This window comes from Cupriavidus sp. 2SB (assembly GCF_005503625.1).
Classification (GTDB): Bacteria; Pseudomonadota; Gammaproteobacteria; order Burkholderiales; family Burkholderiaceae; genus Cupriavidus.
Window position 1 is genome coordinate 1 of sequence record NZ_SCMX01000038.1, and the last position, 18711, is coordinate 18711.

Annotated in this window: 18 protein-coding genes; 13 read left to right on the plus strand and 5 right to left on the minus strand. The window is 62.9% G+C overall.

Annotation, left to right across the window (positions count from 1 at the left end; translation table 11 throughout):
• Nucleotides 1–142 precede the first annotated feature (142 nt).
• Together FFS21_RS18050 and FFS21_RS18055 are read right to left on the minus strand one after the other, a co-directional pair.
• Nucleotides 143–1468 carry a GGDEF domain-containing protein gene (locus tag FFS21_RS18050; protein ID WP_137926152.1) on the minus strand — a complete coding sequence of 442 codons (1326 nt, stop codon included), beginning with the start codon at nt 1466–1468 and terminating at the stop codon, nt 143–145.
• Between the two features lie 61 nt (nt 1469–1529).
• Nucleotides 1530–2357, minus strand: coding sequence for a substrate-binding periplasmic protein (locus FFS21_RS18055; protein WP_160472596.1), 828 nt, complete (start codon nt 2355–2357; stop codon nt 1530–1532).
• Between the two features lie 213 nt (nt 2358–2570).
• On the opposite strand from FFS21_RS18055, the gene FFS21_RS18060 reads away from it, so the two are divergent.
• From FFS21_RS18060 to FFS21_RS18085, 6 genes are all read left to right on the plus strand, one after another.
• Entirely contained in the window at nt 2571–3767 is a 1197-nt protein-coding gene (locus tag FFS21_RS18060; protein WP_137926154.1) for a CaiB/BaiF CoA transferase family protein, read from the plus strand.
• The gene (locus tag FFS21_RS18065; protein ID WP_137926155.1) at nt 3764–4741 is read left to right on the plus strand and encodes a hydroxymethylglutaryl-CoA lyase; all 978 of its coding nucleotides are present in this window, start codon (nt 3764–3766) and stop codon (nt 4739–4741) included. Before FFS21_RS18060 ends, FFS21_RS18065 begins: the two co-directional genes overlap by 4 nt.
• Before the next feature lie 114 nt (nt 4742–4855).
• Nucleotides 4856–5824 carry a Bug family tripartite tricarboxylate transporter substrate binding protein gene (locus tag FFS21_RS18070; protein ID WP_137926156.1) on the plus strand — a complete coding sequence of 323 codons (969 nt, stop codon included), beginning with the start codon at nt 4856–4858 and terminating at the stop codon, nt 5822–5824.
• A 159-nt stretch (nt 5825–5983) separates the two neighbouring features.
• Complete coding sequence (locus FFS21_RS18075) at nt 5984–7030, plus strand: ABC transporter substrate-binding protein (protein ID WP_137926157.1); 1047 nt, start codon at nt 5984–5986, stop codon at nt 7028–7030.
• 96 nt (nt 7031–7126) lie between these two features.
• Nucleotides 7127–7939, plus strand: coding sequence for an ABC transporter ATP-binding protein (locus FFS21_RS18080; protein ID WP_137926158.1), 813 nt, complete (start codon nt 7127–7129; stop codon nt 7937–7939).
• A gap of 45 nt (nt 7940–7984) precedes the next feature.
• Nucleotides 7985–8776 carry an ABC transporter permease gene (locus FFS21_RS18085; protein WP_137926159.1) on the plus strand — a complete coding sequence of 264 codons (792 nt, stop codon included), beginning with the start codon at nt 7985–7987 and terminating at the stop codon, nt 8774–8776.
• Nucleotides 8777–8938: 162 nt separating this feature from the next.
• Here FFS21_RS18085 and FFS21_RS18090 read toward each other — a convergent pair whose 3' ends face one another.
• Nucleotides 8939–9913 (minus strand): NADPH:quinone oxidoreductase family protein, encoded by a 975-nt coding sequence (locus FFS21_RS18090; protein ID WP_137926160.1) that lies wholly within the window; start codon nt 9911–9913, stop codon nt 8939–8941.
• A 182-nt stretch (nt 9914–10095) separates the two neighbouring features.
• Between FFS21_RS18090 and surE the strand changes: the two genes are divergently transcribed.
• The 5 genes from surE (at nt 10096) to FFS21_RS18115 (ending at nt 14741) form a co-directional block, all read left to right on the plus strand.
• Entirely contained in the window at nt 10096–10848 is a 753-nt protein-coding gene (gene surE / locus FFS21_RS18095) for a 5'/3'-nucleotidase SurE (protein ID WP_137926161.1), read from the plus strand.
• Nucleotides 10849–10948: 100 nt separating this feature from the next.
• Nucleotides 10949–11851, plus strand: a complete 903-nt coding sequence (locus FFS21_RS18100) for a protein-L-isoaspartate(D-aspartate) O-methyltransferase (protein ID WP_137926162.1) — start codon at nt 10949–10951, stop codon at nt 11849–11851.
• 8 nt (nt 11852–11859) lie between these two features.
• Nucleotides 11860–12735, plus strand: coding sequence for a peptidoglycan DD-metalloendopeptidase family protein (locus FFS21_RS18105; protein ID WP_137926163.1), 876 nt, complete (start codon nt 11860–11862; stop codon nt 12733–12735).
• Between the two features lie 6 nt (nt 12736–12741).
• Nucleotides 12742–13908: an RNA polymerase sigma factor RpoS gene (gene rpoS, locus FFS21_RS18110; protein ID WP_137926164.1), complete on the plus strand. Its 1167-nt coding sequence runs from the start codon at nt 12742–12744 to the stop codon at nt 13906–13908.
• Complete coding sequence (locus FFS21_RS18115) at nt 13905–14741, plus strand: 3'-5' exonuclease (RefSeq protein WP_137926165.1); 837 nt, start codon at nt 13905–13907, stop codon at nt 14739–14741. The genes rpoS and FFS21_RS18115 overlap by 4 nt, the downstream gene beginning before the upstream one ends.
• 21 nt (nt 14742–14762) lie before the next feature.
• Here the strand turns inward: FFS21_RS18115 and FFS21_RS18120 are convergent, their stop codons facing one another.
• Nucleotides 14763–15617 carry an endonuclease/exonuclease/phosphatase family protein gene (locus tag FFS21_RS18120; protein ID WP_137926166.1) on the minus strand — a complete coding sequence of 285 codons (855 nt, stop codon included), beginning with the start codon at nt 15615–15617 and terminating at the stop codon, nt 14763–14765.
• A 121-nt stretch (nt 15618–15738) separates the two neighbouring features.
• Between FFS21_RS18120 and rlmD the strand changes: the two genes are divergently transcribed.
• The gene (rlmD, locus tag FFS21_RS18125) at nt 15739–17130 is read left to right on the plus strand and encodes a 23S rRNA (uracil(1939)-C(5))-methyltransferase RlmD (protein ID WP_502705182.1); all 1392 of its coding nucleotides are present in this window, start codon (nt 15739–15741) and stop codon (nt 17128–17130) included.
• A gap of 70 nt (nt 17131–17200) precedes the next feature.
• Here the strand turns inward: rlmD and FFS21_RS18130 are convergent, their stop codons facing one another.
• Nucleotides 17201–17902, minus strand: coding sequence for a Bax inhibitor-1/YccA family protein (locus FFS21_RS18130; RefSeq protein ID WP_137926168.1), 702 nt, complete (start codon nt 17900–17902; stop codon nt 17201–17203).
• Between the two features lie 337 nt (nt 17903–18239).
• Between FFS21_RS18130 and ndk the strand changes: the two genes are divergently transcribed.
• Nucleotides 18240–18665 (plus strand): nucleoside-diphosphate kinase, encoded by a 426-nt coding sequence (gene ndk, locus FFS21_RS18135; protein ID WP_137926169.1) that lies wholly within the window; start codon nt 18240–18242, stop codon nt 18663–18665.
• The last annotated feature ends 46 nt before the right edge of the window (nt 18666–18711 follow it).

The window sequence follows — 18711 nt, forward strand, 5'->3', positions numbered from 1 at the left end:
CTGGTTCAGCCGGTGTGAGATAGGGGAACTCGACCTGCGCGTACTGTGATACGCGCAGATCACGTGTTACCCATGTCTCCGAACACCTGTTACCCATGTCTCCGGTCTGTACACCACTAACGCGGGAGAGGGGAGCGAACCATCAAGGCACCAAAACCCCCACCTCCCCAAACTCCACCCGATTCCTCCCCTTCCTTTTCGCTTCATACAACGCCTGATCCGCGCGAGAAATCATCCCGTGGATGGTATCCCCCGACTGGAAGCTGGCTACGCCGAGGCTGGCGGTCATCGCGCCCATTGCCGAAAAATCCTGCGCTGAGATAGCTTGCCGCAGCGCCTCGGCCTGGGCGGCAGCGTCCGGGAGGTCGGTGTCGGGGCATATGATCAGGAATTCCTCGCCGCCCCAGCGGCCGACGATATCGCCGGGACGCTTGGCGTCGAGGATGCGCTGGGCCATGTCCACGAGCACGCGGTCGCCGATCTGGTGGCCGTGGTTGTCGTTGATGGATTTGAAGCGGTCCACGTCGAGCAGGATGATCGAGAACACCGTGCCGCTGTGGGCCAGCGCATCGATCAGCGCCTCGTCGAGACGACGCCGGTTGTACACGCCGGTGAGCTGGTCGGTACGCGACAGCGTTTCGAGTTGCCGATTTTTCTCGACAAGTTCGGCCTGGGTGGCCTGGATCTGTGCAAAGGCGTTGTTGCTGCGCTGGATGGCCGCCCGCACGGTCAGCTCGGCCTCGGTGCGCTCCGCGATGATCAGCTTGAGCTTGCGCAGCACCTGGTTGAAGCCATCGATCACGCTGTCGAACTCCTGACGTCCCAGTTTGGCGAGTTCCTCGGGTTCTTCCTCGTGACGCGAGGCAAGCTGGAACAGGGCGCGCTGCAGGCGCTCCAAGGGGACGAAGATCATGCGCAGGCCGAACGTCAGCAGCAACACCAGCACCACGTCGATGGCGGCCACCTCGGTCACGCCCTGGATCATCGCCGCCCGCAATGTTCCATCCATGGGCCTGCGGCTGAACCGAACCACCGCCTTGCCGATGGAGACCTCGCGCCGCGTGGCATCGATGCCATCGGGCGGGTAGATGACGACGCGGTCAAGCAGGTCATCGGCACCCGCCGATGCACACGGCTCTTCGCTCGGGGATGCGGGTCGGCCCGCAGCGGCGTAGATTTCCTGCCCGTCCGGCGAGAACACACAGGCTTCGACGACTTCAGGGTGGATCAGCGTGGCGTCGAGCCGCGTCCGCAGGATGCCGACGTTCAAGGCCCAGGTGGGTTCCGCCAGGCTCTGCGCGAGGCTTTCGAGCACATCGGCACGGGTCCGTTCGAACCGTTGCTCAAGATCCTGCCGCAGCAGCCAGTGTCGATGCGAGGCAAAAGCGCCCAGCGTTGTCGTGATGACAACAATAAACAGCACGATCATCCGGGTCCGGATCGAACGAACCGGGGGCAGCGGTGGCATGGGGCGAAGATCCTGGCAAGGTCCAGCGGGTCCAGCGGTTCGGGCGAGTCAGTGCGGCATTCTATTCAGGCGCCGCCTGGTTGAACAGCTGTCGGAATTTCGCCAATTCCGGATGGGCTTCCTCGTACTTCTTGCTGAATCCTATGTGCACGGTCTCGGTTTTGATGACCAGGGCGCGCCGGGACTTGTAGCGCATGCGCTCAGGTAGTCCGCGCGTTTCCAGCGATCGCAGCGCTTCCTTGATGACGATGCTGGGGTTGACCACGCAGTCGATTTCGCCGACCAGCATCTTCTTGACCAGATCCTGGAACTCGTGCCCCTCCACCATCGTGATGCGGCCTTCCTTCACCATCTGGAAGAAGCGCGGGCCGGGCGCCAGATAGTTGCGCTGGTTGCCGAATCGGAGTCCGGCGAAATCATCGGGATAGTGGTGGAAGGTGCGGCCCTCGATGGCGTCTCGATTGCAGTGTACGGCCACCTCTTCGGCGTAGAACGCCTTCGAATGATTGAGGTACGGCCGTTCTTTAGGTCGGTAATACACCCCCAGGATGCCGGCGCTGTTGCCGTTCTTCGCTTCCTCGACCGTGCGTGCCCACGAGGCAAATCGGATCTCGACCTGATAGCCCGGAATCCGGTTCGCGACGCGCATGAAGTGGTCGATATAGTCGCCTTTGGGCGCGCCGTTTTCCTCGTACGAAAGGGGCCGCTGACCCGCTTCGGAGTACAGCACCACGCGGGTTTGCGCGCTGGCGGGCGGGGCGGTGCCGAGCGTCGCGACTGCAAGCAGCGCGGCGGCGCTGAGGGTCCGGCAAAGGCGGGCGATGTCCATGGCGTCTGTGCCGTCGATTGTTTTCGGCGCGGGAAGAGCGAGGAAGGGAGAGATCGACACGGTTGCCGCGTGAACCCCAATCCCCCAGTAACGGCAGGCGGGCCCGGAGATTGAGCGTTGCCGGGCAGGGTATTCCCGAATCTTTCGCATTCCGAGATAGCCCGCTTTCCGGATTGCCGATTCCGCGTCACTGCGCAACGGGGCACACTCCGTCGAAACAAAGCCACGACGACAATCCCCCGACGGGTCAGCTTAACGGAGACGTTCCCCAACATGGCACAACAGATTCTCAATGGCATTCGTGTCCTGGAACTGGGACAACTGATTGCCGGCCCATTCGCCGCCAAGACGCTGGCCGATTTTGGCGCTCACATCATCAAGGTGGAGCCGCCCGGTCAGGGCGATCCGCTGCGCAAGTGGCGCATGATCCACGAGGATACCTCGGTCTGGTGGGAGGCGCAGTCGCGCAACAAGCAATCGATTGCCATCGATCTGCGCCAGCCGGAAGGCCAGGCGCTGGTGCGCAAGCTGGCCGCCGAGGCCGATGTGCTGATCGAAAATTTCCGCCCCGGCACGATGGAGAAATGGGGCATGGGCTGGGATGTCCTGCACGCCGCCAATCCCAAGCTGATCATGGTGCGCGTGTCCGGTTACGGCCAGACCGGCCCGAAGCGCGACGAACCGGGCTTCGCCGCCGTGGCCGAGGCCATGAGCGGGCTGCGCCACCTGACCGGCGAGCCGGGCCGGCCGCCGGTGCGCGCTGGGCTGTCGCTGGGCGACACCATCGCCGGCCTGCATGGTGCGCTTGGCGTGTTGCTGGCGCTGTACGAGCGCGATGCGCGTGGCGGCGAAGGGCAGGTCATCGACGTGGCGCTCTATGAATCGCTGTTCAACTTGAGTGAAAGCCTGCTGCCCGAATATTCCGCATTCGGCGCCGTGCGCCAGCCGGCTGGCGGCGCGCTGCCCGGTATCGCCCCATCGAACGCCTACCTGTGCGGCTGTGGGGACTACGTGCTGATCGCCGCCAATGGCGATGCCATCTTCAAGCGGCTGATGACGCTGATGGACCGCAACGACCTTGGCGACGATCCGGACCTGGCTCGCAACGATGGCCGCGTGAAGCGCGTGGACGAGATCGATGCCGCCATCGGAGCCTGGACCAGAACGCAAACCGTGGCGTCCGCACTGGATGCATTGCGCGGCGCGGACGTGCCGTCTGGCCGGATCTACACCGTCAAGGACATCGCCGAAGATCCCCACTACCGTGCGCGCGGCGTGATCGAAACCGTTACGTCTGCACGGGGTTTGAGCGTCGAGGTGCCGGGGATCATCCCGAAGCTGTCCGGCAACCCGGGCGCCATCCATGACCGCGCGCCCACGCTGGGCGAGCATACCGACGCCGTGCTGGCCGAGTCCGGCTTTGATGCGGCAGCCATTGCGGACCTGCGGGCCCGGGGAGTGATCGCATGAGCGCCAACATTCAGAATCGCTATCCGCTGGCCGGACCCGCGAAGATCGAAATCAACGATGTGGCGCCGCGCGACGGCCTGCAGATCGAGTCGTTCATCGTGCCGACTGAAGGCAAGGTTGCCTTCGTCGATGCACTGGCCCATTGCGGATTCGCGCGCATCGAGGCCACCTCGTTCACCTCGGCCCGCGCCATTCCCGCGCTGGCCGACGCCGAGGCGGTGATGCACCAGATCGAACGCGTGCCGGGCGTGGCCTATACGGTGCTGGTGCCAAACCTGCGTGGCCTGGAGCGCGCGTTGTCGTGCCGTCCCGATGAAGTCAATCTGGTGATGTCGGCCAGCGAGACCCACAACCGCGCCAATCTGCGCATGACGCGCGAGCAGTCGAAAGCGCAGTTGCTGGCGATGATCGTGGAAGCCGGGAAGGTTGGGGTGCCGGTGAACGTGTCGCTGTCCACCGTGTTCGGTTGCCCGTTCGAAGGCGAAGTGGACGAGGCCGAGGTCATGACCCTGGCCCACGGGTTTGCCGAAGCCGGCGCGGCTGGCATCACGTTGTGCGATACCACCGGCATGGCCTATCCGAATCAGGTGGCCGCGTTGTGCGAGCGCTTCCAGCGGGAACTGCCGAAGACTGGCTTGACGATCCACCTTCACAACACGCGCGGCATGGGCCTGGCGAATGCCATGGCCGCGTGGCAGACCGGCGTGACGCGCTTCGACGCCGCAGCCGGCGGTCTGGGCGGCTGCCCCTACGCGCCCGGTGCGAGCGGCAATGTCAGCACCGAAGAACTCGTGCATATGTTCGCGTCGATGGGCGTGGACACCGGCATCGATCTCGATCGCCTGCTCGGCGTGGTCGGCGGCGTGTCGGAACTGGTTCAGCGTGACGTGACCAGCCAGTTGTTGAGCGCAGGGCCACGGCTGCGCACGCACCAGCCGCCTGGATGGATGGCGGAGTTTTTTGCGAAGAGCTGATTGATGGATTGATCGACCGCTTCTGGTTTTCTCCCCTCTCCCGTGTGCGGGAGAGGGGAGAAAAAACACATTAGAGATTTTAAGAGTCCCCCACTACAACAACGGAGACAACCCATGAAACGCACTCTTATCGCCGCGCTAGCGCTCGGCCTGACCTACACCGCTACTGCTTACGCCCAGGACGGTTCCTACCCGAACCGCCCGATCATGCTCGTGGTCTCGGCCTCGGCCGGCGGCACTACGGACCTCGCCGCGCGCCTGATCTCCGAGCCCCTGTCTAAGGCGCTCGGCCAATCCGTCGTGGTCGACAACAAGCCGGGCGGCAACGGCAGCATTGCCGCGCAGGCCGTGCAGCGTGCCAAGCCGGACGGTTACACGGTGCTGGTGCAGTACTCCGGCTTCCACGTGATCACGCCGCTGCTGACCAAGATGCCGTGGGACCCGGTCAAGGATTTCGCGCCCGTAGCCAACCTGCTGTCGGCGCCGCAGGTACTGGTGGTGCGTCCGAGCTTGCCAGTCAAGTCGCTCAAGGAACTGGTTGCCTACGCCAAGGCCAATCCGAACAAGCTGAACTACGCGTCGTCGGGCAATGGCTCGCTGCAGCATGTATCCACCGAGCTGCTGAACCAGATGGCCGGCATCCAGATCACGCACGTCCCGTACAAAGGCACTGGCCCGGCGTTGACCGACCTGCTGGGCGGCAACGTGGACATGACGATGACCACGCCGCCGCCACTGATGGGCCATATCGCCGCAGGCAAACTGCGTCCGCTCGTGGTGACCAGCAAGACGCGTATCGCCAGCCTCAAGGATGTACCGTCGGCGCCCGAGGCCGGCTACCCCGATCTCGACGTATCGTCGTGGTTTGCCATGTATGCGCCGGCCGGCACGCCAAAGCCTGTCATTGATCGCCTGACGACCGAGATCGAGAAGATCATGAAGTCCGATGCGTTCCGCAAGAAGGCCGAAGAACTGGGCGCCGAGGCGCATTACATGAATCCGCAGCAACTGGACCAGTATCAGAAGGCCGAACTGCAGCGCTGGGGCAAGGTCATCAAGTCGGCGGATATCAAGGCCGAGTGACGCCCATGTCCATACATTGGACGTTTAGGTGTTGATCCCGATGTGGGATCGCGTCCGAGGGCGGTAGCATCGCCGGGAGCCGCTTCGCGGCGTCCCGGCTTTTGTGCGTCGGTGCGAAAGACGAAGAAGCAAAAGAAGTAAAAGATGCAGGAGACAACGATGTACGACAAAAAATTCTGGAAGCAACTGCTGATCGCGCTGGCGCTGTTCCTGGCTGGCTGGTTCACGTTCGGCAGCAATGCCTTCGCGCAGGGCAAGCCCGAGAAGTCCAAGGTGACCATCGCGGTGGGCGGCAAGAACCTGTTCTACTACCTGCCGCTGACGATTGCCGAGCGCCTGGGCTACTTCAAGGAAGAAGGGCTCGACGTGGAAATCGTCGATTTCGCCGGTGGCGCCAAGGCACTGCAGGCCGTGGTGGGTGGCAGCGCCGATGTGGTGTCGGGCGCCTACGAACACACGATCAACCTGCAGGCCAAAGGCCAGCAGTATCAGGAGTTCGTGCTGCAGGGCCGCGCGCCGCAGATCGTGCTGGTGGTATCGAACAAGACGATGCCGAACTTCCATTCCATTGCGGACCTGAAGGGCAAGAAGATCGGCGTGACCGCGCCGGGCTCCTCCACCAACATGATGGCGAACTTCGTGCTGGCCAAGGCCGGGCTGAAACCGTCGGACGTGTCGTTCATCGGCGTGGGCGCCAGTGCCGGTGCGGTGGCCGCGATGCGCTCGGGCCAGATCGACGCCATGGCGAATCTCGATCCTGTGATCTCGATGCTGACGCAGAAGAACGAGGTCAAGATCGCCTCGGACACGCGCACGCTCAAGGAAACGCAGGCCGTGTTCGGTGGCAACATGCCGTCGGGCTGCCTCTACGCATCGACCAAGTTCATCGAGCAAAACCCGAATACCACGCAGGCGATGACCAATGCCATGGTGCGCGCGCTGAAGTGGCTGCAGAAGGCGGGCCCGTCGGACATCGTCAAGACCGTGCCGGAAAGCTACCTGCTGGGCGATCGCGCGCTGTATCTCTCCGCGTGGGAAAAGGTCAAGGAAGCGATCTCGCCGGACGGCACGATGCCCGCGGATGGTCCGAAGACGGCGCTGAGCACGCTGCAGCAGTTCGATCCGGAACTGAAGGGCAAGGCCATCAAGCTCGACAACACCTTCACGAACGCGTTCGTGCAGAAGGCCAACGCCAAGTACAAGTAAGTTCTGTCGAGGCATTCGGATAACGTTCCGGATGCTCCCGTCGCCCGCCGCACGGCTTTTCGTCCGGCGGGCGAAGCATTTTGCGCCATTGTCTCCATGAGCACGCCCGCACTCTCCCTTGAAAACGTGACCTGCACCTTCGTCTCGCGCGAAGACCGTGCGCAGCGCTATACCGCCGTGCGCGATGTCACGATGTCGATCCAGCCCGGCGAGTTTCTTTCCGTCGTGGGCCCCACCGGCTGCGGCAAATCCACGCTGCTGAACGTCGCGGCTGGTTTGCTCGAACCCTCTTCCGGCGAAGTGCGCGTGTTCGGCGAACCGCTGCGCGGTATCAACACGCGGGCCGGCTACATGTTCCAGTCCGAGGCGCTGATGCCCTGGCGCAGCGCGCTCGACAATGTGATCGCCGGTCTGGAGTTTCGCGGCGTGCCGCGTGCGGAAGCGGTGGCGCAGGGCGAAGAATGGCTGCGCCGCGTGGGTCTTGGCGGCTTCGGTGATCGTTATCCGCACCAGCTATCGGGCGGCATGCGCAAGCGCGTGAGCCTGGCGCAGACGCTGGTGATGGACCCCGACATCATCCTCATGGACGAACCGTTCTCGGCGCTCGACATCCAGACGCGCCAGTTGATGGAAAACGAGGTGCTCGATCTCTGGGCGGCCAAGCGCAAGGCCGTGCTGTTCATCACACACGATCTCGACGAGGCCATCGCCATGAGCGACCGCGTGGTGGTGTTATCGGCCGGTCCCGCCACGCATCCGATCGGCGAGTTCGCGATCGATCTGCCGCGTCCGCGTGACGTGGCCGAAGTGCGCAACGATTCGCGCTTCGTGGCCCTGCACGCCGCCATCTGGGATGTGCTGCGCGAGGAAGTGCTGAAGGGTTACGCGCAGCAGCGCAAGGTGGCCTGAGGGTTCCAACAAACAAGCCGACAAACAAGCAATAACCATCACGACATGGCTTTCCGTCCCGATTCCCGAGGCATGCTGCGCGTCTGGCAGCTCCTCCTTCTCGTAGCAATTCTTCTGATCTGGCATCTGGCCACGCGCACGGAGCAGGTGGCGTTCTTCTTCGGCGAGCCGCTGATGGTGGCCAAGCGCATCTGGACCTGGTTCGTGGTCGAGCGCGATATCTATATCCATCTGGGCGTGACGCTGCTTGAAACCGTCCTCGCGTTCGGCATCGGCACGGTGGCGGGTCTCGGCGTGGGACTGTGGCTCGCGCTGAGTCCGTTCACGTCGGCGGTGCTCGATCCCTATGTGAAAGCCGCGAACTCGATGCCACGCGTGATCCTGGCCCCGATCTTCGCAGTCTGGTTCGGGCTGGGCATCTGGTCAAAGGTGGCGCTGGCCGTGACGCTGGTGTTCTTCATCGTCTTCTTCAATGTGTACCAGGGCGTGAAGGAAGTCAGTCCGGTGGTATTGGCCAATGCGCGGATGCTCGGTGCAAATCGCCAGCAACTGCTGCGGCACGTGTACCTGCCAAGCGCCACGAGCTGGGTGTTCTCGTCGCTCCATACCTCGGTGGGACTGGCATTCGTGGGCGCGGTGGTAGGGGAGTATCTGGGATCGGCGCGCGGCGTGGGCTACCTCATCCTGCAGGCTGAGGGGACGTTCGACATCAACACCGTATTCGCCGGCATCGTCGTGCTGACAGCCTGCGCGCTGGTGCTCGACTGGATGGTGACGGTGGTGGAAAAGCGGCTGATGAAGTGGCAGCCGAAGAGCGGGGAGACGGAGAAGCTTTGAAAAGCCGGATCCCGCTGTTTGTTTGCTCCCCTCTCCCATGAAGTGGGAGAGGGGCGGGGGAGAGGGCAAGCAGGTCAAATCGCGACAGGTCGGCAAGCAGAGCCTCCGACCCTCTCCCCCAACCCCTCTCCCGCGAGCGGGAGAGGGGAGCAAATGTAGTCCTTACGGATTAATAACAATCTTCCCCGTCACCTTCCGCGCTTCCATATCCTTCAGCGCCTGCGGTGCCTGGTCCAGCGGATATCGTGCCGAAATGTGTGGGCGGATCTTGCCTTCCTTCATCCAGCCGAGCATCTGTGCCATGTTGGCCTGATTGGCTTTCGGCTCGCGACGCGCGAAGTCGCCCCAGAACACGCCCACCAGCGAAGCGCCCTTGAGCAGCGCCAGGTTCAGCGGGATCTTCGGAATCTCACCGTTTGCAAAGCCCACCACGAGGTAGCGGCCGCGCCAGGCAATCGAACGGAAGGCGGGTTCAGCGTACACGCCGCCCACCGGGTCGTAGATGACGTCGGGGCCCTTGCCATCGGTCAGCGCCTTGATGCGCTCGCGCAGGTCCTCGGTCGTGTAATTGATGACCTCGTCCGCGCCGTGCTCCTTGCAGACCGCGAGCTTCTCGTCGGTGGAGGCGGCTGCGATGACGCGCGCGCCAATCGCCTTGCCGATTTCGATAGCCGCGAGCCCGACGCCGCCAGCGGCGCCCAGCACGAGCATCGTCTCACCGGCCTTGAGTTCGCCACGGTCCACCACGGCGTGGTGCGAGGTGCCGTACGTCAGCGTGAACGCGGCGGCGACGTCGAAATCGATACCCGGCGGCATGGGCACCACGGCCTTGGCGGGCGCCTTGGCCTGCGTGGCGAATGCGCCATTGCCGAGGTAGGCAATAACCTTGTCGCCCGGTTTCACATGTGTCACACCGGCGCCGACCGCATTGACCACGCCGGCCAATTCCGATCCGGGCGAGAACGGCAGTTCGGGCTTGGCCTGGTATTTGTTCTGGATGATCAGCACGTCGGGGAAGTTCACACCCGCGGCCTTCACGTCGATGACGACTTCGCCATCGCCCGGTACGAGATCGGGCAGCGTTTCCAGTGAAAGGGAATCGGGCGGGCCCCAGGCTTTGCACAGGACGGCTTTCATGTTGTCTCCATTGGTAATGTGGTCGTGGCCGGGCAAGTGTAGCGCAAGAAAAGCACGGTCGTTCTGTGCAGGAAATCGCTTCATGACCCCTATTCGGGGCGCGCATGATAGGGCTGCTGCAAGCGATTTCAAGGTGCCTGGCAGTGCCGCCAGCGGCGCCTCGCTCAGGTACAATCGCGGCCATGCATATCCTTCTCGCCAACGACGACGGCTACCTTGCGCCAGGGCTTGCCGTCCTGCACGCCGCGCTCGCCCCGCTGGCTCGCGTGACCGTGATCGCGCCGGAGCAGAACCATAGCGGCGCATCCAACTCGCTGACGTTGCAGCGACCGCTCTCCGTCTATGAGGCGCGTGAAGGCGTGCAGAAAGGTTTCCGCTTCCTCAACGGCACGCCTACCGATTGTGTGCACGTGGCGCTGACCGGCCTGCTTGAGGACAAGCCCGATCTCGTGGTCTCAGGCATCAATCAGGGCCAGAACATGGGAGAGGACGTACTGTATTCCGGCACCGTGGCCGCCGCCATCGAAGGCTACTTGTTCGGTATTCCGTCGATTGCGTTTTCCCAGGTCCATCATGGCTGGGAGCATCTGGACGCTGCGGCGCGCGTAGCCCGCGAAATCGTGGCACGCGTGATTGCGCAACCGCCGCGCGAGCCGTTCCTGCTCAACGTGAATATCCCGAACCTGCCCTACGAGCATATCCAGGGGCATCGCGCCACGCGGCTCGGCAAGCGCCATCCGTCGCAACCGGTGATCCAGCAAGTCAATCCGCGCGGCGATCCGATCTACTGGATCGGCCCGGCCGGTGACGCACGCGATGCGAGCGAGGGCACCGACTTCCATGCCACGGCCAACGGCTATGTTTCGCTGACCCCGCTGCAACTGGACCTGACCCATCGCGGCCAGCTCGAACAAATCGAACAGTGGCTGAGGTAAGCGTGTCATCGCCTTGCGCGCTTTACCCGTTTCCCTGCGATCGCCGCGCGGCTGCCCTGCACGTTGCCGCAACCATTTCCGTTTCGTTGTCGTCCCCGCAATGAGTTCCACGCCGCGCCGTCCTCGCTTTCCGCTGCCGCTCGATGCCGTGGTCGAACGCAAGCCTGCGCCCGCACGTACCGCCGGACTCCCCGCGGTAGGCAAGCGCGCGGCTGCACCGGCCCCGGCCACGGTCAAGCCGCGCAAGCCTGCGGCGCCGCCCGCACCGCCTCCGCCACCCGGCAGTGCGGTGGAGGCGCGCGCATCGGCGGCCACGGCGGGCGGCGGCGGCATGGCATCGGATCGTGCGCGCGGTGCGCTGGCCGCAAGGCTGCGCGCCGGTGGCATTCGCGACGAGCGCGTGCTGGGCGCGATTGCCACGGTGCCGCGTCATCTCTTCATGGAGCCGGGGCTCGCCTCGCAGGCCTACGAGGATGCCGCGCTGCCGATCGGCCACCAGCAGACGATTTCCAAGCCATCGGTGGTGGCGCGAATGATCGAACTGCTGCGCGAAGGACTGACGCCAGACCAGCCCCTGGAGCGGGTGCTGGAAATCGGCACCGGTTGTGGTTATCAGGCGGCCGTGCTGAGTCTGGTGGCGCAGGAAGTGTTCTCTATCGAACGCATTCGTCCGCTACACGAACAAGCCAAGGCCAACCTGCGGCCGCTGCGCGTGCCCAACATCCGCCTGCATTACGGGGACGGCATGCTGGGCCTGCCGCAGGCGGCACCGTTTTCCTCGATCATCCTCGCTGCGGCGGGCATGGAGGTGCCGCAGGCCCTGCTGGAACAACTCGCCATCGGCGGACGTCTGATTGCGCCCGTGGTGTCATCTGGCCATGGCGCGCCAGGACAGACGGTGACGCAGCAACTATTGCTGATCGAGCGCCTCAATCGGCATCGATTTCACCGGACTGCGCTTGAAGCCGTTTTCTTTGTGCCTTTAAAATCGGGCACCATCTGAGTCGAAATATGCACAACACCGTGAATCCGGATTCCCTTGCACGCGTCGGAAAACGCCTGAGCGTCGTAGCCTGCGCGGCCATGCTGGCCGCCTGCGCCAATTCCCCCATGCCCGCCCCTGTGGTGGACCGTACCACCGGTGGTGGCGGTACCCAGATCTCGGCTTCCACCGAACCAGCGCCCCCTGGCTACTATCGGGTCAAGCGTGGCGATACCCTTTACCGTATCGCACTGGAAAACGGCCAGTCGTATCGTGACGTGGCCACCTGGAACAACCTGGGCAACGCCAACCAGATCGAAGTCGGGCAACTGTTGCGCGTGGTGCCGCCGAGCGCCGATGTCAATGCTGCGCCGGGCGTCGCCACGATTCCGGTGACACCGGGCACCGTGCAGTCACAGCCGATCGATGCAACGCGCCCCGTGGGCACGCCGATGAGTGCCTCGTCGACACCTGCGGCAGCCGCCCCGGCCGCGGTACCGGCTCCGGCCGCGCCCGCAGCCGCTGCTTCGGCGCCTGCGGGAGACATCCGCCTCGCATGGCCGGCCACCGGCCAGCTCATCGGTAAATTTGACGACAAGGGCAACAAGGGCATCGATATCGCCGGTAAAAAAGGTGATCCGGTGCTGGCTGCGGATGAGGGTAGGGTGATTCACGTAGGCCCCTTGCGCGGCTACGGGAATCTTGTCATCATCAAGCACAACGACACGTATCTCACCGCGTACGGTCACAACGACAAGGTACTGGTGGCAGAGCAGTCAATGGTCAAAAAAGGCCAGAAGATTGCCGAAATGGGTAACAGTGATACTGACAGGGTCAAGCTGCACTTCGAGGTTCGCAAGAACGGAAAACCGATCGATCCGATGCGGTATCTGCCGCCACAGTGAGGTTTCATGCCACGCCAGAAAACTGTTTCATCCGGAGTTGTCAGCAGGACCCGTCGTCCAACGCAGCCGGAAGGAAAAGCTGGCGTGGCAGTACAGGCTGACGAGGAGAACGGCACCAGCGTGCCGGCAGTCGATCCGGCCTCCGATATGCTGCCTGTCGCCGACGAGCCCATCCGTGCCAGTTCGCGCGCGCGTTCCCGTACTGCCGACGTGAAGGCCGACGACGCCGATCATGACGAGGACGATGGCGACGAGGAATCCGAAGAAGACGAGGAAGAGGGCCGCGAAGCTGCTGCGCCCGAGCCCGACGACTTCAAGACCGTGCTCCACACGGAGCTGGCTGCCGATACGGTGCAGCATTACCTGAACCGCATCAGTATCAAGCCGCTGCTATCGGCACCCGAGGAACTGCATTTCTCGACGCTGGCCAAGGGCGGTGATTTCTCTGCCCGGCAAGTAATGATCGAGCGCAATCTGCGCCTCGTGGTCAGCATCGCAAAGGGCTACCTGAATCGTGGCGTGCCGCTGCTCGATTTGATCGAGGAGGGCAATCTTGGCCTGATGCACGCCATCGAAAAATTCGATCCGACGCGTGGCTTCCGTTTCTCGACGTACGCCACATGGTGGATCCGCCAGAGCATCGAGCGCGCGATCATGAATCAGGCCCGCACTGTGCGCTTGCCGGTGCATGTGATCCGTGAACTGAATCAGGTCTTGCGCGCCAAGCGTCATCTTGAAAAAGGTGGCACTGATGGCCGCGACGCCAGCCTTGAAGACATTGCACATCTCCTCGGGAAGACCCCGGACGAAGTGCAGGACGTGCTGGCACTTAATGAACACACCACCTCGCTCGATACGCCGTTCGATCTCGACCCGGGATCGAGCCTGCTCGACTTCCTTTCCGATGAGCACAACGCCGCCCCCGACCAGGAGGTGGCGCACCGTGAGTTGGAGGGCCTGATGAAACTCTGGCTGGCTCGCCTGTCCGAGAAGCATCGCTATGTGGTGGAGCGCCGCTTCGGCCTGAACCACATCGAGCCGGCCACGCTTGAAGAGCTGGCCGAGGAAATGGGGCTGACGCGCGAACGCGTGCGCCAGATCCAGCAGGAAGCCCTCGTCAAGCTCAAGCGGCATTTCGCTTCGCAAGGTGTACGCAAGGACGCCGTTTTATGACCCCTGTGCTGGTATTCGACATCGAGACGATTCCCGATGTCGACGGCCTGCGCCGTTTGCATGACCATCCCGCATCGATGAGCGACGCCGAAGTCGCCGAGCATGCGTTTGCTGCCCGCCGTGAGAAATCCGGCTCCGATTTCCTGCCGCATTACCTGCAGCGCGTTGCCGCCATTTCGTGCGTGCTGCGCCGGACACAGCGCGACGGATCGGCAGTGTTCCACGTTGGATCGCTGGGTACGCTCGAGGATGGTGAAGCCACACTCATCCAGAAGTTTTACGAACTGGTTGCGCGCTACAGTCCGCAACTCGTGTCGTGGAACGGAGGCGGCTTTGACCTGCCCGTGCTGCACTACCGCGGCTTGGTCCACGGCGTGGCCGCGCCGCGTTACTGGGAGATGGGCGAGGGTCGCGAAGACGATAGCCGCGACTTCAAGTGGAACAATTACATCAGCCGCTATCACATGCGGCACCTGGACCTGATGGACCTGTTGGCGATGTACCAGCCGCGGGCCAGCGCGCCGCTTGATGATCTCGCCAAGCTTTGCGGATTTCCAGGCAAGATGGGCATGGACGGCAGCATGGTCTGGCAGGCGTTCCAGAACGGCAAGCTCGACGAAATCCGGGATTACTGCGAGACCGACGTCGTCAACACCTACCTGATGTACTGCCGCTTCCAGTTGATGCGCGGCGGCCTGACCCCTCGCGAGTTTGACATGGAAGTGTCGCTGGTGCAGGAGTCGCTGGCCGAATTGCCGGGCGCGCAGTGGATGGAATATCTGCGTGCCTTCCGCTTGCAGCCGATGGCGCCGGAGGCGGACGACGACGATTGAACCGGATGCCGTGGCTGCCTGTTAACGTTGCAGGCTCAGGTGGATGGGCTGGTGATCGGACGCATCGGTCGTTGCGTTGACTTCGCAACGTTCCAACTTCGGCAGCAGGTCTTCGGTAACGAATATGAAGTCGCAGGCGAACGGTGGCTCGGGCCACTGTTCCTTATCGAACAGGCCGCAAGTCGGCGCGTGCGGCTGGCCTGGATGCGCATGGCACCAGGCATCCTTCCAAGTTACCGTGCCATCCGTATACGGCTCCAGCATGCGCTGATAGGCAATGTCTGTGGGTTTGGCATTGAAATCGCCGCACAGGATGGCTTCCGTCGGTCGCGGCTCGGGCGTGAACGGGCCGAACTTCTTCTCCGATCGGCTTGGCGTGCGCGCGTGCGCGCATGCCTCGGCATGCCATCGCCGTAACGCGTCGGCCTGGGATTCGCGCTGGATCTTCGAGTAGTACTCGAGGTGAGTGCAGATGACGCGAAGCGGGGTAGCGCCGGCCTGCACCGTGATGTCGAGCGCGACGCGCGGCATCGACGGCACCTCTGGATCCACGGGCCAGGGCAGCGCGTAGCGGAACACCTGATTTACGGGCAGGCGGGTAGCAATGACGTTGCCGAACTGTCGTGGCGTCCCGTCTCCATGCATACGGTCAACACCGGGGGCGAAAATGACGCGATAGCCGGGCAGCAGCGCCGTCAGTTCGGCCACCTGATCGTGTTGTGGCTGGCCGGGCATCTCGGTGAATCCTCGCGTCACTTCCTGCAGGCAGAGCACATCGGCATCCGCCATCTCGCGTAGTGTGCGTATCGTTCGCGCAAGGTCGACACGGCCGTCTGCGCCGCGTCCCCACTGGATATTCCAGGAAATCAGTTCCATTGCTCGCCTGTATGGTTGGCTACGTCGTGATAGCGCCGTGACTGGACTACAATCGCGCTTTCGCAAAACAATACGACAGGTCCCTCAGGTGTCTCAAGCCGTGTCTTCCCAGCCCGCTCTCGTGGAACAGCCGGGTGCTGCGCCCGCCGCATCCACGCCCGCGTCCACCCCACCATCCGCTCCCGTTGTCCATATCGGCAGCCTCGATATGGAGGCGCGCGGCGTCGGCCGCCTGGTGAACGAGGATGGCACCCCGGGCAAGGTAATTTTCGTCGAGGGCGCATTGCCCGGCGAAACGGTCAGTTACCGTAGCTTCAAACGCAAGCCCACCTACGAGCAGGCCAGCCTGGTCGAGGTGAAGCAGCAATCGTCGATGCGCGTGAATCCCGGCTGCCAGCATTTCGGCGTTTGCGGCGGCTGCTCGATGCAACATCTGGACTCGCGTGCGCAACTCGCCATCAAGCAGCGCGTACTCGAAGACGATCTCTGGCATTTGTCGAAGGTGAAGCCCGACGTGGTGTTCCGCCCGATTGCCGGGCCGGATTGGGGTTACCGCTATCGGGCACGCCTGACCGTACGATACGTGGCCAAGAAGGGCGGCGTGCTGGTGGGTTTCCACGAGCGCAAGAGCAGTTTCGTGGCCGACATGACGCGCTGCGAAATCCTGCCGCCGAAGGTGTCGAATATGCTGGTGCCGCTGCGCGAACTCGTGGCTGGCCTGTCCATCCGCGACCGCATGCCGCAGATCGAGCTGGCAATGGGTGCCGAGGTAACGGCGCTGGTGCTGCGCATTCTCGAACCGCTCACCGATGCCGATAAAGATCTGCTGCGCGCCTTTGCAGACAGGCACGAAGTCCAGTTCTGGCTGCAGCCCAAGGGTCCGGACACCGTCTACGCGTTCTATCCGGCCGAGCAGGAACTGGCCTATACGCTGCCGGAGTTCGGCATCCGCATGCCGTTCCGGCCTACGGATTTCACGCAGGTCAATCATCAGATCAATCGCGTGCTGATCGGGCGCGCGTTGCGTCTGCTCGATGCCCAGCCCACAGACCGCCTGCTGGACCTGTTCTGCGGCATCGGCAATTTCACGCTGCCGCTCGCTACACAGGGCGCGTCCGTCATGGGAATCGAAGGCAGCGAGGCGCTGACGACGCGCGCGCTGGCCAACGCCGAATACAACGGATTGGCGCAGAAGACGTCGTTCGCCTGCCGCAACTTGTTCGAGGTAACTGCCGAGGATATCGCCGCGCTGGGCCGCTTCGACCGCTGGCTGGTCGATCCTCCGCGCGAGGGTGCGCTGGCGGTATGCAAGGCACTTGGCGAACTGCACCAGGCCGGCAGCGATGTGCTGCCGAAGCGCATCGTCTACGTGTCGTGCAGCCCCGCTACACTCGCCCGCGATGCGGGCCTGCTGGTTCACGAGGCAGGCTACACGCTGAAGGGTGCGGGCGTCGTCAACATGTTCCCGCATACCTCGCATGTGGAATCTATCGCCGTGTTCGAGCGCAACTGATTCCAGCGCCAGCCCATGAAAAAAGCCGCCTTGTCACCAAGGCGGCTTTTTCGTTGTTGCAGCGTCGCGATCAGTCGCGATTGCCGCCGGCAATACCCAGCAGCGCCAGCAGGTTCACGAAGACGTTGTAGACGTCCAGGTAGATCGCCAGCGTCGCCGTCACATAGTTCGTCTCGCCTCCGTTGACCACCCGCTGCACATCGATGAGGATGAACAACGAGAAAATGGCAATAGCAATGACCGACAGCGTGATCATCAGCGCCGGCAATTGCAGCCAGATATTGGCCAGACTTGCCAGAATCAGCAGAATGACGCCGACGAACAGGAACTTGGCCAGGCCCGAGAAATCGCGCTTGCTGACCGTAGCGATCGACGCCATTACTGCGAACACGGTAGCCGTGCCGCCGAACGCGTACATGATCAGCGCCGGTCCGTTCGAGTAGGACAGCGTCAGGCTCAGGATGCGCGCCAGCATCAGTCCCATGAAGAACGTGAACGCCAGCAGCAGGACCACGCCCATGCTGCTGTTCTTGGTCTTCTCGATCGCAAACATGAAGCCGAACGCCACGCCCAGGAAGAGCAGGGCGGACAGCATCGGGCTGCCGGAGATCAGTGCGGTGAAGCCAGTGACGACCCCGATCCAGGCGCCGAGCACGGTCGGCACCATCGAGATGGCCAGTAGCCAGTAGGTATTGCGAAGGACCCGGTTGCGGACTGCAACATCAGCGCCCGCGCTAGTGCCGAATCCGTAACTGTTCAGCTTGTTGTTCATGGTGACTCCTGTCATCAAGTATGTGAGGCGCCGGGGTTACCCGACAGCACGCTGCCAATGTGGCATCGCGTTGGGGCTTTTGCAAGGGGCTTTGTATTGACAAATACCCCCACCCGTAGTTGATCTCCGAAAACGTCAACATTTTGACGCAACTGCGGGGCGACTGTTCCTTCATTTCACGAATGTAATGTGATTTACAAGGCTTTTTATAGTAGTGCCCCACAGATTTATCGCGTGCCTTGATGGCCATGTCCAGGCGCGCTCGAATCCGCCATCCGGTCGTGCTAGAATTGCACGTTTAATCCATTTGTAACCCCTTCATTTTTCGGAGTTTTTCATGGCGATCGAACGCACCCTGTCGATTATCAAGCCGGATGCTGTGGCCAAGAACGTTATCGGCCAGATCTACGCCCGTTTCGAGGCCGCTGGCCTGAAGATTGTTGCAGCCAAGCTGGTTCAACTGTCGCGCGGCGAAGCCGAGCAGTTCTACGCTGTCCACGCAGCACGCCCGTTCTTCAAGGATCTGGTTGACTTCATGATTTCGGGCCCGGTCATGATCCAGGCTCTGGAAGGCGAAAACGCCATCCTCAAGAACCGCGACCTGATGGGCGCCACCGACCCGAAGAAGGCTGAAAAGGGCACGATCCGCGCCGATTTCGCCGACAGCATCGACGCCAATGCCGTGCACGGCTCGGACGCCGCTGAAACGGCTGCCGTGGAAGTGGCTTTCTTCTTCCCGGGTATGAACGTTTACAGCCGTTGATTGTCTTCTGACATCACGACTGAACCTGTAGCAAAGTTGGAAACTG

What these genes read in the sequence shown, in the direction of transcription:
- FFS21_RS18050 (WP_137926152.1), bottom strand. Translation starts at nt 1,468, where the DNA reads ATGCCACCGCTGCCCCCGGTTCGTTCGATCCGGACCCGGATGATCGTG.
- FFS21_RS18060 (WP_137926154.1), top strand. Translation starts at nt 2,571, where the DNA reads ATGGCACAACAGATTCTCAATGGCATTCGTGTCCTGGAACTGGGACAA.
- FFS21_RS18065 (WP_137926155.1), top strand. Translation starts at nt 3,764, where the DNA reads ATGAGCGCCAACATTCAGAATCGCTATCCGCTGGCCGGACCCGCGAAG.
- FFS21_RS18070 (WP_137926156.1), top strand. Translation starts at nt 4,856, where the DNA reads ATGAAACGCACTCTTATCGCCGCGCTAGCGCTCGGCCTGACCTACACC.
- FFS21_RS18075 (WP_137926157.1), top strand. Translation starts at nt 5,984, where the DNA reads ATGTACGACAAAAAATTCTGGAAGCAACTGCTGATCGCGCTGGCGCTG.
- FFS21_RS18080 (WP_137926158.1), top strand. Translation starts at nt 7,127, where the DNA reads ATGAGCACGCCCGCACTCTCCCTTGAAAACGTGACCTGCACCTTCGTC.
- FFS21_RS18085 (WP_137926159.1), top strand. Translation starts at nt 7,985, where the DNA reads ATGGCTTTCCGTCCCGATTCCCGAGGCATGCTGCGCGTCTGGCAGCTC.
- FFS21_RS18090 (WP_137926160.1), bottom strand. Translation starts at nt 9,913, where the DNA reads ATGAAAGCCGTCCTGTGCAAAGCCTGGGGCCCGCCCGATTCCCTTTCA.
- surE (WP_137926161.1), top strand. Translation starts at nt 10,096, where the DNA reads ATGCATATCCTTCTCGCCAACGACGACGGCTACCTTGCGCCAGGGCTT.
- FFS21_RS18100 (WP_137926162.1), top strand. Translation starts at nt 10,949, where the DNA reads ATGAGTTCCACGCCGCGCCGTCCTCGCTTTCCGCTGCCGCTCGATGCC.
- FFS21_RS18105 (WP_137926163.1), top strand. Translation starts at nt 11,860, where the DNA reads ATGCACAACACCGTGAATCCGGATTCCCTTGCACGCGTCGGAAAACGC.
- rpoS (WP_137926164.1), top strand. Translation starts at nt 12,742, where the DNA reads ATGCCACGCCAGAAAACTGTTTCATCCGGAGTTGTCAGCAGGACCCGT.
- FFS21_RS18115 (WP_137926165.1), top strand. Translation starts at nt 13,905, where the DNA reads ATGACCCCTGTGCTGGTATTCGACATCGAGACGATTCCCGATGTCGAC.
- FFS21_RS18120 (WP_137926166.1), bottom strand. Translation starts at nt 15,617, where the DNA reads ATGGAACTGATTTCCTGGAATATCCAGTGGGGACGCGGCGCAGACGGC.
- FFS21_RS18130 (WP_137926168.1), bottom strand. Translation starts at nt 17,902, where the DNA reads ATGAACAACAAGCTGAACAGTTACGGATTCGGCACTAGCGCGGGCGCT.
- ndk (WP_137926169.1), top strand. Translation starts at nt 18,240, where the DNA reads ATGGCGATCGAACGCACCCTGTCGATTATCAAGCCGGATGCTGTGGCC.